Source organism: Staphylococcus sp. M0911, from assembly GCF_003491325.1.
GTDB classification, from domain to species: domain Bacteria; phylum Bacillota; class Bacilli; order Staphylococcales; family Staphylococcaceae; genus Staphylococcus; species Staphylococcus warneri_A.
Genome location: NZ_CP022881.1, coordinates 1398114 through 1413602, shown reverse-complemented (window position 1 = coordinate 1413602; position 15489 = coordinate 1398114). Strand labels below are relative to the sequence as shown.

The following is a 15489-nucleotide window of genomic DNA, read 5'->3' as shown; positions in this document are numbered from 1 at the left end:
TTAAACTTCTTTAAAGTATGTTTTGTAATAGCCACCCACTAAACCTGAATTATCGATGATTTGATAATATTCTTCAGTTTCATTAATGACATCATATTGTTTACCAACAGTTAGCATATCAGATACAGTGAACTTCTTCGCATCTGTATTTGTAACTTCTACTTTTTTAATTGGTGTACGCTCTTTCCATGTTTCGTGTAACATCTTTAATTCCCTACCTCTATAGTTATTTTTATAAGTTTATTTTTCCAGTGTATAAATGAATGAAATACCACTTTTTTCAGTAATACGTAATGAATCAGAATCATCTTGTTCTAACGTTTGATAAGGTATACCTATGTCATCTAACGTTTGTTTAGCGTTTTCAAATTCCGACTTATTTTGAGTGGAAAATTCTATTTGTTCAACCATACCTACATCTTCATTATTGATTTCTGTCTCTGCTTCATATAGATGCAATTCACCACCAAGACCACCTTCTCCAATTTTAAATACTTGGATGGCTTGTGTTGAATCTTCAGATGGATGATATTCTGCAAATATATTTAATCCAAATACATTTGTAAGGATAGATGCTGTGATAGGCAATTCATTCACCTTAAGAATCACAGGGCCTAAGCCTTGAATTTGATGTAGCGGATTGACAGTACTTTCAAATGATGGCATGCCTAGTGGAACGCCTGTATTATGTTCGTTTGAATAGATATCAAATAATTGTTGATTATGATCCTTGAAGTTAAAGTGCTTATTACCATTGAGTTCAGTAATTGAGCTATAAGACATTTGATGATTTGTGAAAATAGATTGATATTCATCTAGACCAGAATCTGATGGAGTTCTTAAACCAACGCTATCGATATGTAAGTTTTGATAATTGCTTTTAGGTACTTCAACAAAATGTATACGAGTACCTGGGCTTAAATTAGCATCACCAAATCTTAAAGCATTTTCACCCTTTTTAGATGAATTAAAACCTAATATATTTTCAAATAAATCTTTAGTTTTAGATAGGTCACTAGTACCTAACGTGACACTTCTAAGTCCGCTCATTTACTGACACCCCTAATCATTTATCGTTACATTATTATTATAACGTATTTTTACGATGATTTATATGATGAACTATTACGATGATGGATCATATGAATGGATAAAAGTTTAAATTGTATTGTGAAAAGTTTGGTTGTAATTAATTTTTCAAAATTAAGTTAAAATTCATTTTGGTATTGTTGTCAAAGTGTATTAAAATATAATTATAGAGATAAAGTAAGGAGGCATACACATGTCTACGATGTGGATAGTATTTGCAATTACTGTTTTAATCGCTGCTTATTCAGGTATACAAGTTTTTACGAATTTACAGAATAAGCAAAAGCCTAATTTTAAATATTTCTTAATTGCATTTATTGTATTTATTATTTTAGCAATTATAGAGATTATCGTCTTATACTAAAAGTTACCCTATAGTTTTAAATGTTAAAACATAGAAATAGCCAGTAAATGATGTTTATATTGACCCATTTACTGGCTTTTTTAGACTATTTAAGCAAGTGTTTATAAATATTCTGATTTAGAAAATAAATAATACAACCCGATTATAAAAATAATGATATAACTCATAAACCATCATTTTATCAAAATTATATTCAACGTTAGTCGTTTGAATTAAGATTCTAATAATAAATCTTCAGGATTTTCAATTAGGTCTTTGATTGTTTTTAAGAATCCTACTGCTTCTTTACCATCAATAATTCTGTGGTCATAGCTTAATGCGATGTACATCATTGGACGATTTTCAATAGTATCTTTGTCAATTGCAATTGGACGAGTGATGATAGAGTGCATACCTAAGATAGCAGCTTGACTACCATTGATAATTGGTGTACTCATCATTGAACCGAAGATACCACCATTTGTAATTGTGAATGAACCGTTAACCATGTCATCTAAGCCTAATTTTTTGTCACGAGCTTTGACAGCTAGATTAGCGATTTCTTGTTCGATTTCAGCAAAGTTTTTCTTATCGCAATCTCTTACGAATGGTACTAATAAACCATCGTCAGTAGATACAGCAATACCGATATCATAGTATTGTTTAGTAATCATGTCTTCGCCATCAATTTCAGCATTGACTTCTGGATATTTTTTAAGTGCAGCAACTGCAGCTTTAGTGAAGAATGACATGAAACCTAATTTAGTACCATCATGATCTTTGATGAATTGTTCTTTTTTACGTTTACGTAAATCCATAACGTTTGTCATATCAACTTCATTGAAAGTTGTTAACATAGCTGTATTATTAGATACTTCTAATAATTTTTTAGCAGCAGTTTTCTTTCTACGTGACATTTTTTCACGAATAACTGGTTTAGATGGTTTGTCACTAGATTTTTTAGCTTCATTACCAGAAGGTTTGTTGTCATTTTGTGATGATTGTTTAGCTTGATTTTGACTGTTGTTTACATCTTCTTTTCTAACAACATCATTTGATTTTCCAGCAACTTCACTTAAGTCAACGCCGTTAGCGCGAGCATGGCGACGAGCTGAAGGTGTTGCTTTCACACGTTGGTTATTAGCTGAATCATCTTGAGATTGATCTGATGATTGAGTATCGTTTGATGGTTGAGAAGTTTCTTTAGATTGTTGATCATCTTTATTAGTTTCATCATTACTTTGTGGAGTTTGATTATCTGATGAACCACTTGATGCATTACCACTGCCTTCACCAACAACTGCGATAGCTTGACCTACTTCAACTGTATCGCCTTCATTAGCAAGTTGTTCTGATAAAACACCTGCTTCTTCTGATACAACTTCTACGTTAACTTTATCTGTTTCTAATTCAAGAATAGCTTCGCCTTTATCTACGCTATCTCCAACATTTTTTAACCACTCTGCAATGGTACCTTCTGTAATTGATTCTGCTAATTCTGGAACTTTAACCTCTGGCATTTTGAATTTCCCCCTATTTATTTAGTAATGCTACTTTCAATAATATTATTTTGAACAAGTTTATGAATTTCTCCATCACCTTCAGCTGGTGCTGCCCTTTGGATTCTTCCATGGTAACTTAAATCGTATTTATCACCAACTAGTGCTCTTAGGTAAGGATAAACGAATAACCATGCACCTTGGTTTTTAGGTTCTTCTTGAACCCATGATACTGATTCAAGATTTGGTAGTTGATCGAAAATTTCTTGGATTTCCTCTTCAGGGAATGGATATAATCTTTCAACTGCTACAAGTAATACAGATTCGTCAGGATTTTTAGCTAAATATTCTTTTAAGTCAATGAATACTTTACCTGAAGCTAATATTACTTTTTTAACTTTATCAGCTTCATAATCTTCAGCAATGATTGGTTTGAAACCACCAGAAGTAAACTCATCAATTGGCTTAGCAACTGTTTTGTTACGTAATAAACTTTTTGGTGACATAACAATTAATGGTCTCATTTCTTGAGTATCTAAGCTTGCTGCTTGAGCACGTAGTAAGTGGAAGTAGTTACTTGCACTTGATAAGTTCACTACAGTGCTATTGTTTTCTGCTGCAAGTTGTAAGAATCTTTCAAGACGTGCTGATGAATGTTCTGGACCTTGCCCTTCAAATGAATGAGGTAAGAATAATGTTAAACCTGAACGTTCGCCCCATTTTGCACGTGCACTTGATAAGAAGTTATCAAACATCATCTGTGCCATATTTGAGAAGTCCCCATATTGTGCTTCCCAAATATTGAAACTTCCTTTATTTTCAACATTGTAACCATATTCAAAACCAACAACAGCTGCTTCTGATAATGGTGAGTTATGAATATCGAATGATGCTTTTTGGTCTGGTACATGATGTAATGGTGTGAATGTGTCGCCATTTTCTTCATCATGTAATACTGCGTGACGATGACTGAATGTACCACGTTCACTGTCTTGACCAGTTAAACGAATAGACGTACCATCTTGTAAAATTGTTGCGAAAGCAAGTTGTTCCGCTTGTGCCCAATCTACTAAGCCATCTTCTTTTTCAAATGGTTCTTTACGTTTTTCAAGTACTTTATTTAATTTTTTCAGTACATTGAACCCTTCAGGATAAGTTAACATCGCGTCATTGATTTCTTTTAAGTGATCAAATGAGAATTCCTTATCATCACTTTTAAGTGGTTGTTGTAAGGATTCTGGTTTTTCCATATCTGGATTGTCCATTTTATCTGATTTATCAATCTTATCATGTGCTGCACGCATTTCTTTTTGAACACTATCAATGACTTGATTCATTTCATCTTCACTGATAATGCCTTCATCTACTAACTTTTTACCATAAACCAATTCTACTGAATCATGCTTACGGATATTTTGATATGGTAATGGATTTGTTATTGACGGTTCATCCATTTCGTTATGACCGTAACGTCTATAACCTACTAAGTCGATGACTACATCTTTATGGAATTCTTTACGGAATTCCATAGCGATATCAATGGCTTCGATCGTTGCTTCTACGTCGTCAGCATTAACATGTAAAATCGGAACATCATAACCTTTAGCAACATCTGTTGAGTATGTTGTTGAACGGCCATCTGTTGGTTCAGTTGTGAAACCGATTCGGTTATTTGTAATGATGTGTAAAGAACCACCAGTTGAGTAGCCTTTTAAATCACCTAAGTTCATTGTTTCAAAGTTAATACCTTGACCAGGATATGCAGCATCACCATGTATAATGATTGGCATAGCTTTATGGAAGTCAGTTTGTGGCGCGCCAGCTTGTTGTGTATTATCTTGGGCAGCACGTGTACGACCTTCAACAACGGGCGCTACAATTTCCAAGTGACTTGGGTTGTTTGCTAAAGCGATTCGTTGTTCAATACCGTATGAATCTGTAGTTTTTACGCCACCTAAGTGATACTTCACATCGCCAGTCCAACCAGCAGTTAATTCTAAGCTACCATCTTCTGGCAAGAACTTCATAGGGTCAGTGTGCATGAATTCTGAAATCATCATTTCATATGGTTTCTCTAATACGTGAGTCAGTACATTTAAACGACCACGGTGCGCCATACCGATTTGAATATTTTTGATTCCAGCTTCGCCAGCTAGTGTAATCGTGTGTTGTAGCATTGGTACTAGAGCATCGACACCTTCAATAGAGAATCGTTTTGCACCAACGAAGTTTTTGTGTAAATACTTCTCGAAACCTTCGACATGAGCCAATTTATTAAATAATTCAGTTTTTTGTTTATTATTTAATGTTGCTTTATATGGTGTTTCGATACGACGTTTTAACCATACACGTTCTTTATTGTTATTAATATGCGTATATTCGAACGCAATAGGACCTTTGTATCTTTTTTCCATACGAACAATAGCTTCATATGCATTATCATAAATATCAGTAAAGTGTTCTGATACGATTCCAGCTGAGATATTTTCCAAAGTAGCTTGATCTAAATCGAAATCTTCTATTTCTAATTTAGGAATATTTTTACGCTCTGGAGGATTGACTGGATATATATTTGCTTTTAAATGTCCGTATTGTCTAATGTTATCGATTAATCTCATGACACGTTTAATTGTACTGTCACCAGATTGTGAACCACCCTCATTAGCGGCTGGTTTAGCCTCGATATGAGCTTCCCCTGTTTGAATTGTACTAAATAGGACTTGTAAATCTTCGGGTACTGATGATGGATCTTGTAGGTAATCATCATATAAATCTAGCATTAACCCTAGATTTGCGCCGAAGTTTACAGGTGCCTCTGTAACCTCTCTCTTGTCCTTTGTCATATTACACCCTCCACAAAAATGTTGAAACGCTTACAAGACAATAATAGCATTATTTCAAATTTTGTTAAAGTAGATTTACCTATTATTGTAAAAAAACAGAACCAAGATAAATTTGGTTCTGCATTAATTTCATAATATTAAAATGTTGGTCATAAAGATGTAAACTAAAAGCTTAATTAGGTACACAAAATGTATGATTTACAAAGGGTTTTCGTTCTAATTGATGTCTTTAAAATATGATTTTAAAGGTTGTGTAATGATCAACTTCACTTTCTACTTGAATAAATCCGCCATTTAGTTGAACGATTTTATCAGCAATAGATAGACCTAAACCATTACCACCTTGGCTGCGAGCTCGAGATTTATCTACACGGTAAAAACGGTCAAATATAAATTCTAGGTCTTGCTTTGGAATACCTAAACCGTGGTCAGTAATCTCTATACTAATTTGTTTGTTTTTAAGTTGGGTTTTAATCTGAATTAATTTATTTTCAACATCATATTTCATCGCATTGTCTATAAAGATTAAAATGAGTTGTTCGAATTGATGACGGTTCATATTAAGTTTTAAAGGTTTTTCATCTAGTTCAATATCAAACGTATAGTCTGGGTGTAGTTGTTTAAGAGAATTAACTCTAGATAATATTTCAGAATTGATATCTACGAGTTCTTTTTCAACTTGGCCATTTTTAACATTGTCTTTAGTTAATAATAATAATTCTTCAACTAATTTGGTGATTCTGTTCATTTCTTCTAAAGAAATATTTAGTGATTCTTCTAGCACGGCTGGATCTTTTTTACCCCATCTTTGAATTAAATTCAAATGACCTTGAATAATTTGTAATGGCGTTCTTAATTCATGGGATGCATCTTCTACAAATTGTCGTTGTTGATTAAACGTTTCTTCGATATGGAACATCATCTCATTAAATGTAGCGATGAGATTATCAGTTTCCTCATAGTTTGTCGTCAACTCTAATTTATTTTGGAAACCGTCACGCCGAATTTGATTCATTTTATTAGACATGGTCACAATGGGTTTGGTGATTTGTGATGAGACGATATAACTTACAATGGCAGTGATAAATGTAGCTATTAAGCCGAATGCAATGGCTACAATATATAAAGATTGTACAAGATGTTCATAATTTTCTAATGAATGAATTAATACGCTATATCCATTAAAGTTTTGAGTATGGATACGTTCTGTGATTGCTAAGTAATCAACGCCTTTATATTTAATGATTTTGACTCTTTCTGGGTGAGAAAGGCCTATATTAGAAGGTACAGATGGCAAATTTTCATTAGTTGTTTGAAGTAATTTTTTTCCTTTAGTATTAAAAATAGTCACTTCTTGAAAGTTTTCTAACGAAGCATTTAAATCTAAGGCCGATATTTCATCTAAGGGTTTGGCATGAAATAAATTGATAATATCGTCAGAACTACGTTCAGCTTCGTCTAATTCACTATCATGTAAGGCATCCTTTAAAAAGAAGATGATTACCAGACAGAATAAAACGATAGTGATAAAAGTGATAAATGTGGTGATTAACATCCATTTATATTTGAGTTTCCGTTGTTTCATCATCGAATCACGTACCCTACACCGCGTACTGTTTCAATGACTTTATCTTTACCAAAGGGTTTTAGTTTGTTTCTTAAATAGCGGATATAGACATCTACGACATTCGTTTCAACTTCAGTATTATATCCCCATACATGATTTAAAATTTGTTCACGTTGTAATACGTGATTTTTATTTTCTGCTAACACGTAGAATAAGTCATATTCAGTTTTAGTTAAATCTAATTGAGTGCCATCTACTGTAACCTCAAAAGCTTCTTTATCTATAATGATACCGTTAATATTAATAGTATCTTTTTTAGGTTGACGACGAAGAATGGCTCTAATACGAGCAAGTAATTCTTCGATATCAAATGGTTTAACAATGTAATCATCAGCACCATAATCTAAACCAGCAACTTTATCATAAGTATCACTTTTAGCAGTAATGATGATAATAGGCGTTGTTTGCTGTTGACGAATTTGACGACAAATCTCTAAACCATTTATATTCGGTAACATTAGATCTAAAATAATGAGATCGTAAGTTTTATTCAGTGCTTTGTCTAGACCAGTAGCACCATCATTTTCAATATCGACTTGATAATTTTCATGTGTTAGTTCAAGTTCAATAAATCGAGCTAAGTTTTTTTCATCTTCTACAATTAAAATGTTTGTCATCTTTGCACCTCTTAATATGGTTATGCACAATGTTAAATAAAACTCATTTAACATATGATTGATGTATTTATCTTTAATATATTCATTGATGTTGAATGTAGACATCTGATTTCGAAACTTAGTCATTGATTTCGTGAATGTTGTGAATCTACATGTCAATGATTAATTAGATGACTTAATTCATATGCCTTTGCCTCTTTGTGTATAACCCATTAATTGTATTCTTAACTAAATTTTATCATATTTTCAATCGTTACATGGTCGGTATTGAGAAGTATTTTATTATTATTTCCAGTATTAGAAATAGCTAAAATCGTTGGTAGTTAGTGATCGCAAAATAAGTTTATCATTTTTTATTGTTTCTAATTGACAATGATTCTCATTAGTGTATAATAATAGTTGGAAATGATTATCAATACCAAAAAGAACTTTCCCCCCCCACATATATTTCGTTCTTAAGGATTGGTCATTTTCATATAATCCCCTTTTATATGCCCGTAAAAGACTAACGTTGAAAAACGTTTTAATAAAGCAGTAGACCTTTAGACACTTGAGGTTTACTGCTTTTTTAGTTCCGCTAATGATGACAATTAATGATAAAAGAAAGCACCACATTTCCTTAAGTTGAAATGTGGTGCTTCACTGTCTTATTTTATTTTGCTAATTGCTCATTTAAGATTAGTGTTGATAATACAATACTAAATGCGCCACCAATGATACCTGCAATAATATCAGTTGGATAATGTACACCTAAATACACACGTGATGTTGAAACCATCAAAATGAGTGAAGCTGCTAACCCAATTAAAATGCCTTTTGATAGTCCAGAATCCGTTCTGTTCAAGATATAAATGATACTACCGAAATAAGATGTTGATCCCATTGCGTGTCCACTCGGGAAACTAAAACCAGTAATATCAATTAAGCGCAATAATGTTGGTCGTTCTCTATCAAAGATATTTTTTAAAACGGGGTTTAATATGCTTGATAAACTCATCACGATAATAAAGAATAAAGTTTCAATTCTTAGTCGTTTTAACATTAAATATGCGATAAGCATTAATGATAAACAAACCATAGCCCATACTTCACCTAGTTTGGTAGCACCAAGCATGATTGAAGTTGTAATAAAGCTTTCTGATGCATAAATGAATTCGTAAACTTCATTATCTATCCATTTACCTAAGCGTGATTCATGGAAGAATGCTATGATTCCAAATATCAAAGTAAAAATGATAAGTAATGAAATTCGTTTTAATCGACTCATTACATTGTCCCCCTAATTGTCTAAAGCATCATTGATTATTTTATCGAATAAATCTTCTTTAGTGTAACTTTCTTTATAAGTCTGCATTTGTTTAATGATATCCTCACGATTTGTTTCAATGTGATTCAACTCTTCTAACAATCTTACTTGCGTCAATTCTTCTTCAGGAATGGCTTTACCATAACCTTTAGACTCGAAGTTTTTCGCGTTATCAATTTGGTCGCCACGTGATTGATCAAGACCAAGTGGTATTAATAGCATTGGAATTCGTAACGTAAGAAATTCATAAATAGCATTTGATCCTGCACGACTTACTACTGTATCAGTAATCGCAAGTAAATCTGTTAAATCATCTTTAACAAATTCAAATTGTACGTAGCCTTCTTTTTTAATTGAATCGTCAACTAACCCTTTACCGGTTAAATGTATAACTTGATATTGGTGTAATAAAGCTTCTAGGTTTTCACGAATAGCATCATTTAATTTTTTACTGCCTAAGCTACCACCCATAACAAGTAAAACCTTTTTATCTTGCTTAAATTCAGTTAATTGATAACCACGTTGTTGATCTCCTTGTTTTAAATCTTCACGTACTGTCGCACCCACAAAATCTGCTTTATCTTTTGGTAAATAGTTTAATGTATCTTCAAACGTTGTATAGATTTTCTTAGCGAATTTTAATGCAATTTTATTTGCTAAGCCAGGTGTTAAATCTGATTCGTGAATGATAGTAGGAATCTTTAACGAACGTGCCGCAATGACAACGGGTACAGACACAAAACCACCTTTTGAGAATAGTAAATCTGGCTTTTGTTTTTTCAAAATTTTACGTGCGTCAAGTACCCCTTTTAGAACTTTAAATACGTCTTTCGCATTTTCTAATGATAGGTAGCGGCGTAATTTACCACTCGAAATAGGATAGTATGCAATATTAGGTAATTGTGATTCTATCATTTCTCTTTCTATACCATTTTTAGAACCAATATAAAACGCCTCATGCCCTTTGTCTAATGCAGTAGGAATCAGACTTAGATTGACTGAAACGTGTCCAACCGTTCCGCCTCCAGTAAATGCGATTTTAGTCATAAATATAACCTCTATTCTTATATGTTTTTATAATATGCGTAAAATGGTGCACCACGATCGAATGGATGGTAATCAATTTCGGCTTCGCCCACTTTAGTAAATCCAAACTTTTCAAATAATCCTTGTGCTGGTTTATTAAGCGCAAACGTATCTGTCAAAATGACATGGACACCATGGTCTTCTGTCAAATCAACTGCAAATTGGAATAATTCAGTTGCTGCACCTTTATATGATTGTGAACCAGCTAATCGATGGATTACGTATGCCCCTTTACGATCAATTGGCCATTCTAATTCATCATACCATTCTGACTGATTTTGGTCGATGACAATAAAGCCATAAATTTCATTATCAACATCTAATACATAAAGTGTTTCAGATTCGATATCTTCTTCAAAATGTTCAGTTACAGGGTATTTATCATCCCATTGATTGTTGTTGAATTTCTCCATTATTTCTTTTGCTTCTTCTACTAATATTTCAATTCTAGAAAGATCTTTTTTCGTTGCTAATCTAATCATAATCTAAAACACCTCTTTGTATTTATGTTTATTAGTTAAATACTCTCATCTTTAAATTCACGCTTTTTAATCATTTTAAACTTATTTTAACTTCTTAAGTAGTTGGTCTAAAACAGTATCATTTTTATTTGATTTTTCGACTAATTTTTGAGTGAACTTATCATTTGTTTCTTTATCAAATTCACCGTTAACAGTTAAATCATTGTCTTTTTGGAAGGCTTTAATTGCTGACTCTAAACTTGTATCAAATGATTTAGTTTCATTATCTACTTTGAAACCAAGCGCTGTTAAACCAATTTTCATTGTTTTGACATGTTTATTGTTATCTCCTAACTTATACGTTTTATCATTAGGAATCACGCTTAATGATTGATACTTAGGTGTAGCAATTTCAATATCGGGTTTAATCCCTTTACCGTGAATATAATGACCATCAGGTGTTAACCATTTCATTTCAGTATATTTTAATAATGAGCCATCGTTGAATTCACGTGTCGTTTGTACAATCCCTTTACCAAATGACTTAGAACCATATACTTTAGCTTTATGATAATCTTTGAGGGCGCCAGTAAATACTTCTGAGGCACTTGCTGAACCTTCATTGATTAATATAGATACTTTCATATCTTTGGCTTCTTTTAAAGGATCGTTTTCGGTTTTAAGCTGTTGTTTGTCATCACCTTTTTGAAGTTGAACAACTGTTTTGTCTTTATCGATGAATATATTTGCCATTTTAACTGCTTCGTCTAATAATCCTCCAGGGTTATTTCGTAAATCTAATACGATGTTACGAACGCCTTGTTTATGCGCTTTCTTAATCGCATTTTTCAATTCGCCTGATGTGTTGTTTTGGAATTTATTAATTGTAATAACACCAACATTGTCTTTTTTCTCATATTCAACACTTTTAACATGGATTGTATCACGTTTAATGGCAATATCTTTTTCTACTGAACCGCGTTTAATCGTTAATGTGACTTTGGTACCTTTTTTACCACGTACCATTTTTACAACTTCATCTAATGGTTTATTTTTAATTGATTTGTGATTAACTTCAGTAACCACATCTTTTGGTTTGATGCCAGCTTTTTCTGCTGGAGAACCTTTCATTGGACTCGTAATACTGATTTGATCATTTTTCTTTTGCATTTCTGCTCCGATACCTACGAAATCACCAGACACACCTTCATTGAATGATTTGGTTTGCTCTTTGGTCATATACTCTGAATAAGGATCTTTTAATTCCTTGACCATCCCATCTATTGCCGCTTGAGAAAGTTTATCGGATTTTTCATTTTTATAGTAATCTTTATTTAATGTTTTATAGACATATTCAATTTTATGTAAATTAGCACGTTGTTCCTTATTCAGACCACTCATTTGATGACTGATTAACAATGTAGCTGCAACGGTAATTGCTACAGTAATCAAAATAATGCCAATAATGAGTATAATCAAATGCCATAATTTAAGATGAATTTTCTTTTGAACTTTATCTTTTGTTTTCTGCTGTTTTAAATCTTGTTGATCTTGTTCGATTTGTTCGTCTTTATCATTCGTCACATAATCACTCCCTTAATCTATGGTGACCATTCAAATAGATGTCTTACATTGAAACATCTTTATTACATTATTATTCTAGTATGTTGCATTTTATTTAACTAGCAATTTGATTTCCAAAAAAGGTACTTATAGTATGTATGGATTAATTTAGAAAATCAACTGAAATATCAATGATTAAAGCACATGATAAATTGATTTTAAGATGCAATTTAAAAGTATAAAAGAAAAGAGGTTGAGACAATAAGGTTTAATGCTCTAGAAACCGATTCAATGGTATCTATAAAGCAGGTTTGAAAGATTTGCTATCACGATTCAACAAATATGGTATTATCATATTTGTTTATCATTTTAAGCAATTCAAATCTTAAACGCTTACGTCCCGACCTCTTAAAATGTGTATGCTAAAATTTTAACCATTCAGTGTATTCTTCGTATAAATCATCAAACACAGACATAGATAATGTAAAATCTCCATGCGTTTCTATATAGTCAGACAGAGTATTGAAATCATTCTCATGACGCGGAAATGCTAAATCTTCAAAAATTTGTTCAGCTAAGCGTCCTTTATCATCTTTTCTACCTCTAACTGTCATAGCAAATTGATAAAATGAATAGTTCTTCATTAGTTCATAGTTACATCAATAACTTTTGTTTCGCCTTTAACAACTGCGTTGACATCTTCGAAATGAATTGATGCTGTTTGATCAGAGTTAGTAATAATGACTGGAGAAATGACTGATTTTGCGTTGTTTCTAATGTATTCAACATCAAATTTAATAATTGGATCTCCAACCTTAACTGTATCTCCACTGTCTACAAGTACTTCAAAGCCTTCTCCATCAAGTTGAACTGTATCTAACCCGATATGCACTAATAATTCAAGGCCATTCTCTGCTTTTAATCCAATTGCATGTTTTGTAGGGAATACATTATCTACATTACCTTCAATAGGAGATACTACAGTACCTTCAGTTGGATTAATACCAAAGCCTTCACCCATCATTTTTTGAGCAAATACAGGATCTGGAATATCCTCGATTTTCACATATTCTCCTGATAATGGTGCATAAATTTGAATATTCTTATCTACTTCTTTACCTTTGCCAAATAATTTTTTAAACATAGTATTTCACTCCTATTTCTCAAAGTGTTGTATTAAGTCACCGTAACCTAATTCTTCTAATTTATCATAAGGAATAAATTGAATTGCTGCTGAGTTAATGCAATATCTCAATCCACCCATTTCTTTTGGTCCATCATTAAACACATGGCCTAAGTGACTGTTGGCATCTTCAGAACGTACTTCTGTTCTAATCATACCAAACGTTTTATCTACTAATTCAATGATTTCGTCATCATCAATGGCTTTTGAAAAACTTGGCCATCCACAATCAGATTCGAATTTTTCTTCTGATGTAAATAGTGGTTTGCCTGATAGTTTGTCTACATAAATACCTTTTTCAAAATGATTCCAATATTCATTTTGAAATGGTGGTTCGGTACCATTTTCTTGGGTAACAAGATATTCCATATCATTAAGTTCGTCTTTGTTCTTTTTAATCATGTTGAGACCCCCAATGTGTTTCTATAAATGCATTTCTGCCTGAACCACGTTGGTATTGTTCATAGTGTGTAGGATTCTTCTTATAGTAATCCTGATGATAATCTTCTGCAGGATAGAAATTTTTATATGGTTTGATTGGTGTGATAACCGGTTTCTTAAATATACCTTGTTCATCAATTTGTTGTTTCTTTAAGATAGCAGCTTTACGCTGTTCATCGTCATGATAAAAAATGACAGGTTGATAACTTTCACCACGATCGAAAAATTGACCGCCATCATCTGTTGGATCAAATGTCTTGAAATAAACATCTAATATATTTTCGAATGAAGTTATTTCTGGATTATAAGTAATTTGGACAGCTTCTACATGTCCTGTTTGATTTGTACATACTTGTTCGTAAGTAGGGTTTTCTACATGACCACCACTATATCCAGAGACTACTGATTCAATGCCAGGATATGATGTGAATGGTTTAACCATACACCAAAAACAACCACCAGCTAATGTCGCATAAGCCATTTGATTGCCTCCTTCCTATTCTTGTTAATAATTTACGATATTATTAGTTAGAAATAAAGATAAACGCTCAAAGGCTTTAAGACATTGAAAGCGATTATTATTTTTCTCGAACGACAACTAAACCAATAGCACCTTTTCCTGTATGCGTCGTGACAACAGGTGTTGTGATATTAACATCGTAATCTTGACAATTAAATGCTTCTGTAAAAGTGCTTTTAATTTTATCTACAAAATCTAATGCACTTGCATGTGTGATGCCTACTGATTTAATTTTATGATTTTCTATGAATTCTGAAATTTCTTTTTTTAGATAATTAATACTAGTATTTTGAGTTCTCGCGTTATGTACTAATTCTAATTTGCCATCATTTAAAGTACCTATTGGTTTGATTTTCATGATATTACCAATAAGTCCTTTAGTCTTACTTACACGGCCACCTTTAATCAGTTGATTTAATTGTCCAATGACTACAAATAACTTAGTGTTTTCTTGTAATTCTTTAACGCTTTTTACAATGTCAGTTGTAGATGTACCTTGTTCGATCAATTCAACAATATGTTTAATTTGATATGCTAAACCATTTGAAATTGATTTAGAATCAATGACTGTTACATTTGCATCTACCATTTCACTCGCTTGATATGCAGTGTTATATGTACCACTTAAGCCAGATGACATGTGAATACTAATAATCTCTACATCGTCTCCTGCAAGTTCTTCATATAGGTTGATAAATTCACCGATAGCAGGTTGACTTGTCTTAACATCAGCATCTTGTTCCATATATTCAATATATTCTTCAGAAGTAATTTCAATTTGATCAATATATGATTTACCATCAATCGTAACATTCAAAGGTATAACATTAATTGAATTCTCCTTTAAATAGCTTTGGGGTAAATCTGATGTAGAATCCGTAACGATAACTTGCTTAACCATAAATAACTCC

General features: G+C 32.4%; 16 protein-coding genes and 1 pseudogene. 1 reads left to right on the top strand and 16 read right to left on the bottom strand.

Features of this window, described 5'->3' with window-relative positions:
- Both ssp1_RS06865 and ssp1_RS06860 read right to left on the bottom strand, forming a co-directional pair.
- Nucleotides 1-204, bottom strand: coding sequence for a DUF6501 family protein (locus tag ssp1_RS06865; protein ID WP_002451189.1), 204 nt, complete (start codon nucleotides 202-204; stop codon nucleotides 1-3).
- 36 nt (nucleotides 205-240) lie between these two features.
- A complete protein-coding gene (locus ssp1_RS06860; protein WP_075778795.1) occupies nucleotides 241-1050 on the bottom strand; it encodes a VOC family protein in 810 nt (269 codons plus the stop codon).
- Between the two features lie 232 nt (nucleotides 1051-1282).
- Between ssp1_RS06860 and ssp1_RS06855 the strand changes: the two genes are divergently transcribed.
- Nucleotides 1283-1453, top strand: coding sequence for a hypothetical protein (locus tag ssp1_RS06855; RefSeq protein WP_002451187.1), 171 nt, complete (start codon nucleotides 1283-1285; stop codon nucleotides 1451-1453).
- A gap of 212 nt (nucleotides 1454-1665) precedes the next feature.
- On the opposite strand, the gene sucB is transcribed toward ssp1_RS06855, so the two are convergent.
- The 14 genes and pseudogenes from sucB to ssp1_RS06790 all read right to left on the bottom strand — a co-directional run bounded on the left by sucB (nucleotide 1666) and on the right by ssp1_RS06790 (nucleotide 15479).
- Nucleotides 1666-2952 (bottom strand): dihydrolipoyllysine-residue succinyltransferase, encoded by a 1287-nt coding sequence (sucB, locus tag ssp1_RS06850; protein ID WP_002451186.1) that lies wholly within the window; start codon nucleotides 2950-2952, stop codon nucleotides 1666-1668.
- A gap of 17 nt (nucleotides 2953-2969) precedes the next feature.
- Nucleotides 2970-5774: a 2-oxoglutarate dehydrogenase E1 component gene (locus ssp1_RS06845; protein ID WP_002451185.1), complete on the bottom strand. Its 2805-nt coding sequence runs from the start codon at nucleotides 5772-5774 to the stop codon at nucleotides 2970-2972.
- A 229-nt stretch (nucleotides 5775-6003) separates the two neighbouring features.
- Nucleotides 6004-7362 (bottom strand): HAMP domain-containing sensor histidine kinase, encoded by a 1359-nt coding sequence (locus tag ssp1_RS06840; protein WP_002451183.1) that lies wholly within the window; start codon nucleotides 7360-7362, stop codon nucleotides 6004-6006.
- Nucleotides 7359-8018 carry a response regulator transcription factor gene (locus ssp1_RS06835; RefSeq protein ID WP_002451182.1) on the bottom strand — a complete coding sequence of 220 codons (660 nt, stop codon included), beginning with the start codon at nucleotides 8016-8018 and terminating at the stop codon, nucleotides 7359-7361. The genes ssp1_RS06840 and ssp1_RS06835 overlap by 4 nt, the downstream gene beginning before the upstream one ends.
- A gap of 297 nt (nucleotides 8019-8315) precedes the next feature.
- Nucleotides 8316-8488, bottom strand: a pseudogene (locus ssp1_RS12045) (hypothetical protein).
- 182 nt (nucleotides 8489-8670) lie between these two features.
- Nucleotides 8671-9285: a phosphatase PAP2 family protein gene (locus ssp1_RS06830; RefSeq protein ID WP_049424726.1), complete on the bottom strand. Its 615-nt coding sequence runs from the start codon at nucleotides 9283-9285 to the stop codon at nucleotides 8671-8673.
- A 12-nt stretch (nucleotides 9286-9297) separates the two neighbouring features.
- Nucleotides 9298-10371 carry an undecaprenyldiphospho-muramoylpentapeptide beta-N-acetylglucosaminyltransferase gene (locus ssp1_RS06825; protein WP_002451180.1) on the bottom strand — a complete coding sequence of 358 codons (1074 nt, stop codon included), beginning with the start codon at nucleotides 10369-10371 and terminating at the stop codon, nucleotides 9298-9300.
- A gap of 17 nt (nucleotides 10372-10388) precedes the next feature.
- A complete protein-coding gene (locus ssp1_RS06820) occupies nucleotides 10389-10892 on the bottom strand; it encodes a GNAT family N-acetyltransferase (protein ID WP_002451179.1) in 504 nt (167 codons plus the stop codon).
- 81 nt (nucleotides 10893-10973) lie between these two features.
- Complete coding sequence (locus tag ssp1_RS06815) at nucleotides 10974-12431, bottom strand: S41 family peptidase (protein ID WP_049424745.1); 1458 nt, start codon at nucleotides 12429-12431, stop codon at nucleotides 10974-10976.
- Nucleotides 12432-12856: 425 nt separating this feature from the next.
- Nucleotides 12857-13078 carry a YozE family protein gene (locus ssp1_RS06810; RefSeq protein ID WP_002451177.1) on the bottom strand — a complete coding sequence of 74 codons (222 nt, stop codon included), beginning with the start codon at nucleotides 13076-13078 and terminating at the stop codon, nucleotides 12857-12859.
- Nucleotides 13078-13578 carry a PTS sugar transporter subunit IIA gene (locus tag ssp1_RS06805; RefSeq protein ID WP_002451176.1) on the bottom strand — a complete coding sequence of 167 codons (501 nt, stop codon included), beginning with the start codon at nucleotides 13576-13578 and terminating at the stop codon, nucleotides 13078-13080. The genes ssp1_RS06810 and ssp1_RS06805 overlap by 1 nt, the downstream gene beginning before the upstream one ends.
- Before the next feature lie 12 nt (nucleotides 13579-13590).
- The gene (msrB, locus tag ssp1_RS06800; RefSeq protein ID WP_002451175.1) at nucleotides 13591-14019 is read right to left on the bottom strand and encodes a peptide-methionine (R)-S-oxide reductase MsrB; all 429 of its coding nucleotides are present in this window, start codon (nucleotides 14017-14019) and stop codon (nucleotides 13591-13593) included.
- Complete coding sequence (gene msrA / locus ssp1_RS06795; protein ID WP_075778793.1) at nucleotides 14012-14539, bottom strand: peptide-methionine (S)-S-oxide reductase MsrA; 528 nt, start codon at nucleotides 14537-14539, stop codon at nucleotides 14012-14014. The genes msrB and msrA overlap by 8 nt, the downstream gene beginning before the upstream one ends.
- A gap of 97 nt (nucleotides 14540-14636) precedes the next feature.
- Complete coding sequence (locus ssp1_RS06790) at nucleotides 14637-15479, bottom strand: DegV family protein (RefSeq protein WP_075778792.1); 843 nt, start codon at nucleotides 15477-15479, stop codon at nucleotides 14637-14639.
- Between the last annotated feature and the right edge of the window lie 10 nt (nucleotides 15480-15489).

What these genes read in the sequence shown, in the direction of transcription:
- ssp1_RS06865 (WP_002451189.1), bottom strand. Translation starts at nt 204, where the DNA reads ATGTTACACGAAACATGGAAAGAGCGTACACCAATTAAAAAAGTAGAA.
- ssp1_RS06860 (WP_075778795.1), bottom strand. Translation starts at nt 1,050, where the DNA reads ATGAGCGGACTTAGAAGTGTCACGTTAGGTACTAGTGACCTATCTAAA.
- ssp1_RS06855 (WP_002451187.1), top strand. Translation starts at nt 1,283, where the DNA reads ATGTCTACGATGTGGATAGTATTTGCAATTACTGTTTTAATCGCTGCT.
- sucB (WP_002451186.1), bottom strand. Translation starts at nt 2,952, where the DNA reads ATGCCAGAGGTTAAAGTTCCAGAATTAGCAGAATCAATTACAGAAGGT.
- ssp1_RS06845 (WP_002451185.1), bottom strand. Translation starts at nt 5,774, where the DNA reads ATGACAAAGGACAAGAGAGAGGTTACAGAGGCACCTGTAAACTTCGGC.
- ssp1_RS06840 (WP_002451183.1), bottom strand. Translation starts at nt 7,362, where the DNA reads ATGATGAAACAACGGAAACTCAAATATAAATGGATGTTAATCACCACA.
- ssp1_RS06835 (WP_002451182.1), bottom strand. Translation starts at nt 8,018, where the DNA reads ATGACAAACATTTTAATTGTAGAAGATGAAAAAAACTTAGCTCGATTT.
- ssp1_RS06830 (WP_049424726.1), bottom strand. Translation starts at nt 9,285, where the DNA reads ATGAGTCGATTAAAACGAATTTCATTACTTATCATTTTTACTTTGATA.
- ssp1_RS06825 (WP_002451180.1), bottom strand. Translation starts at nt 10,371, where the DNA reads ATGACTAAAATCGCATTTACTGGAGGCGGAACGGTTGGACACGTTTCA.
- ssp1_RS06820 (WP_002451179.1), bottom strand. Translation starts at nt 10,892, where the DNA reads ATGATTAGATTAGCAACGAAAAAAGATCTTTCTAGAATTGAAATATTA.
- ssp1_RS06810 (WP_002451177.1), bottom strand. Translation starts at nt 13,078, where the DNA reads ATGAAGAACTATTCATTTTATCAATTTGCTATGACAGTTAGAGGTAGA.
- ssp1_RS06805 (WP_002451176.1), bottom strand. Translation starts at nt 13,578, where the DNA reads ATGTTTAAAAAATTATTTGGCAAAGGTAAAGAAGTAGATAAGAATATT.
- msrB (WP_002451175.1), bottom strand. Translation starts at nt 14,019, where the DNA reads ATGATTAAAAAGAACAAAGACGAACTTAATGATATGGAATATCTTGTT.
- msrA (WP_075778793.1), bottom strand. Translation starts at nt 14,539, where the DNA reads ATGGCTTATGCGACATTAGCTGGTGGTTGTTTTTGGTGTATGGTTAAA.
- ssp1_RS06790 (WP_075778792.1), bottom strand. Translation starts at nt 15,479, where the DNA reads ATGGTTAAGCAAGTTATCGTTACGGATTCTACATCAGATTTACCCCAA.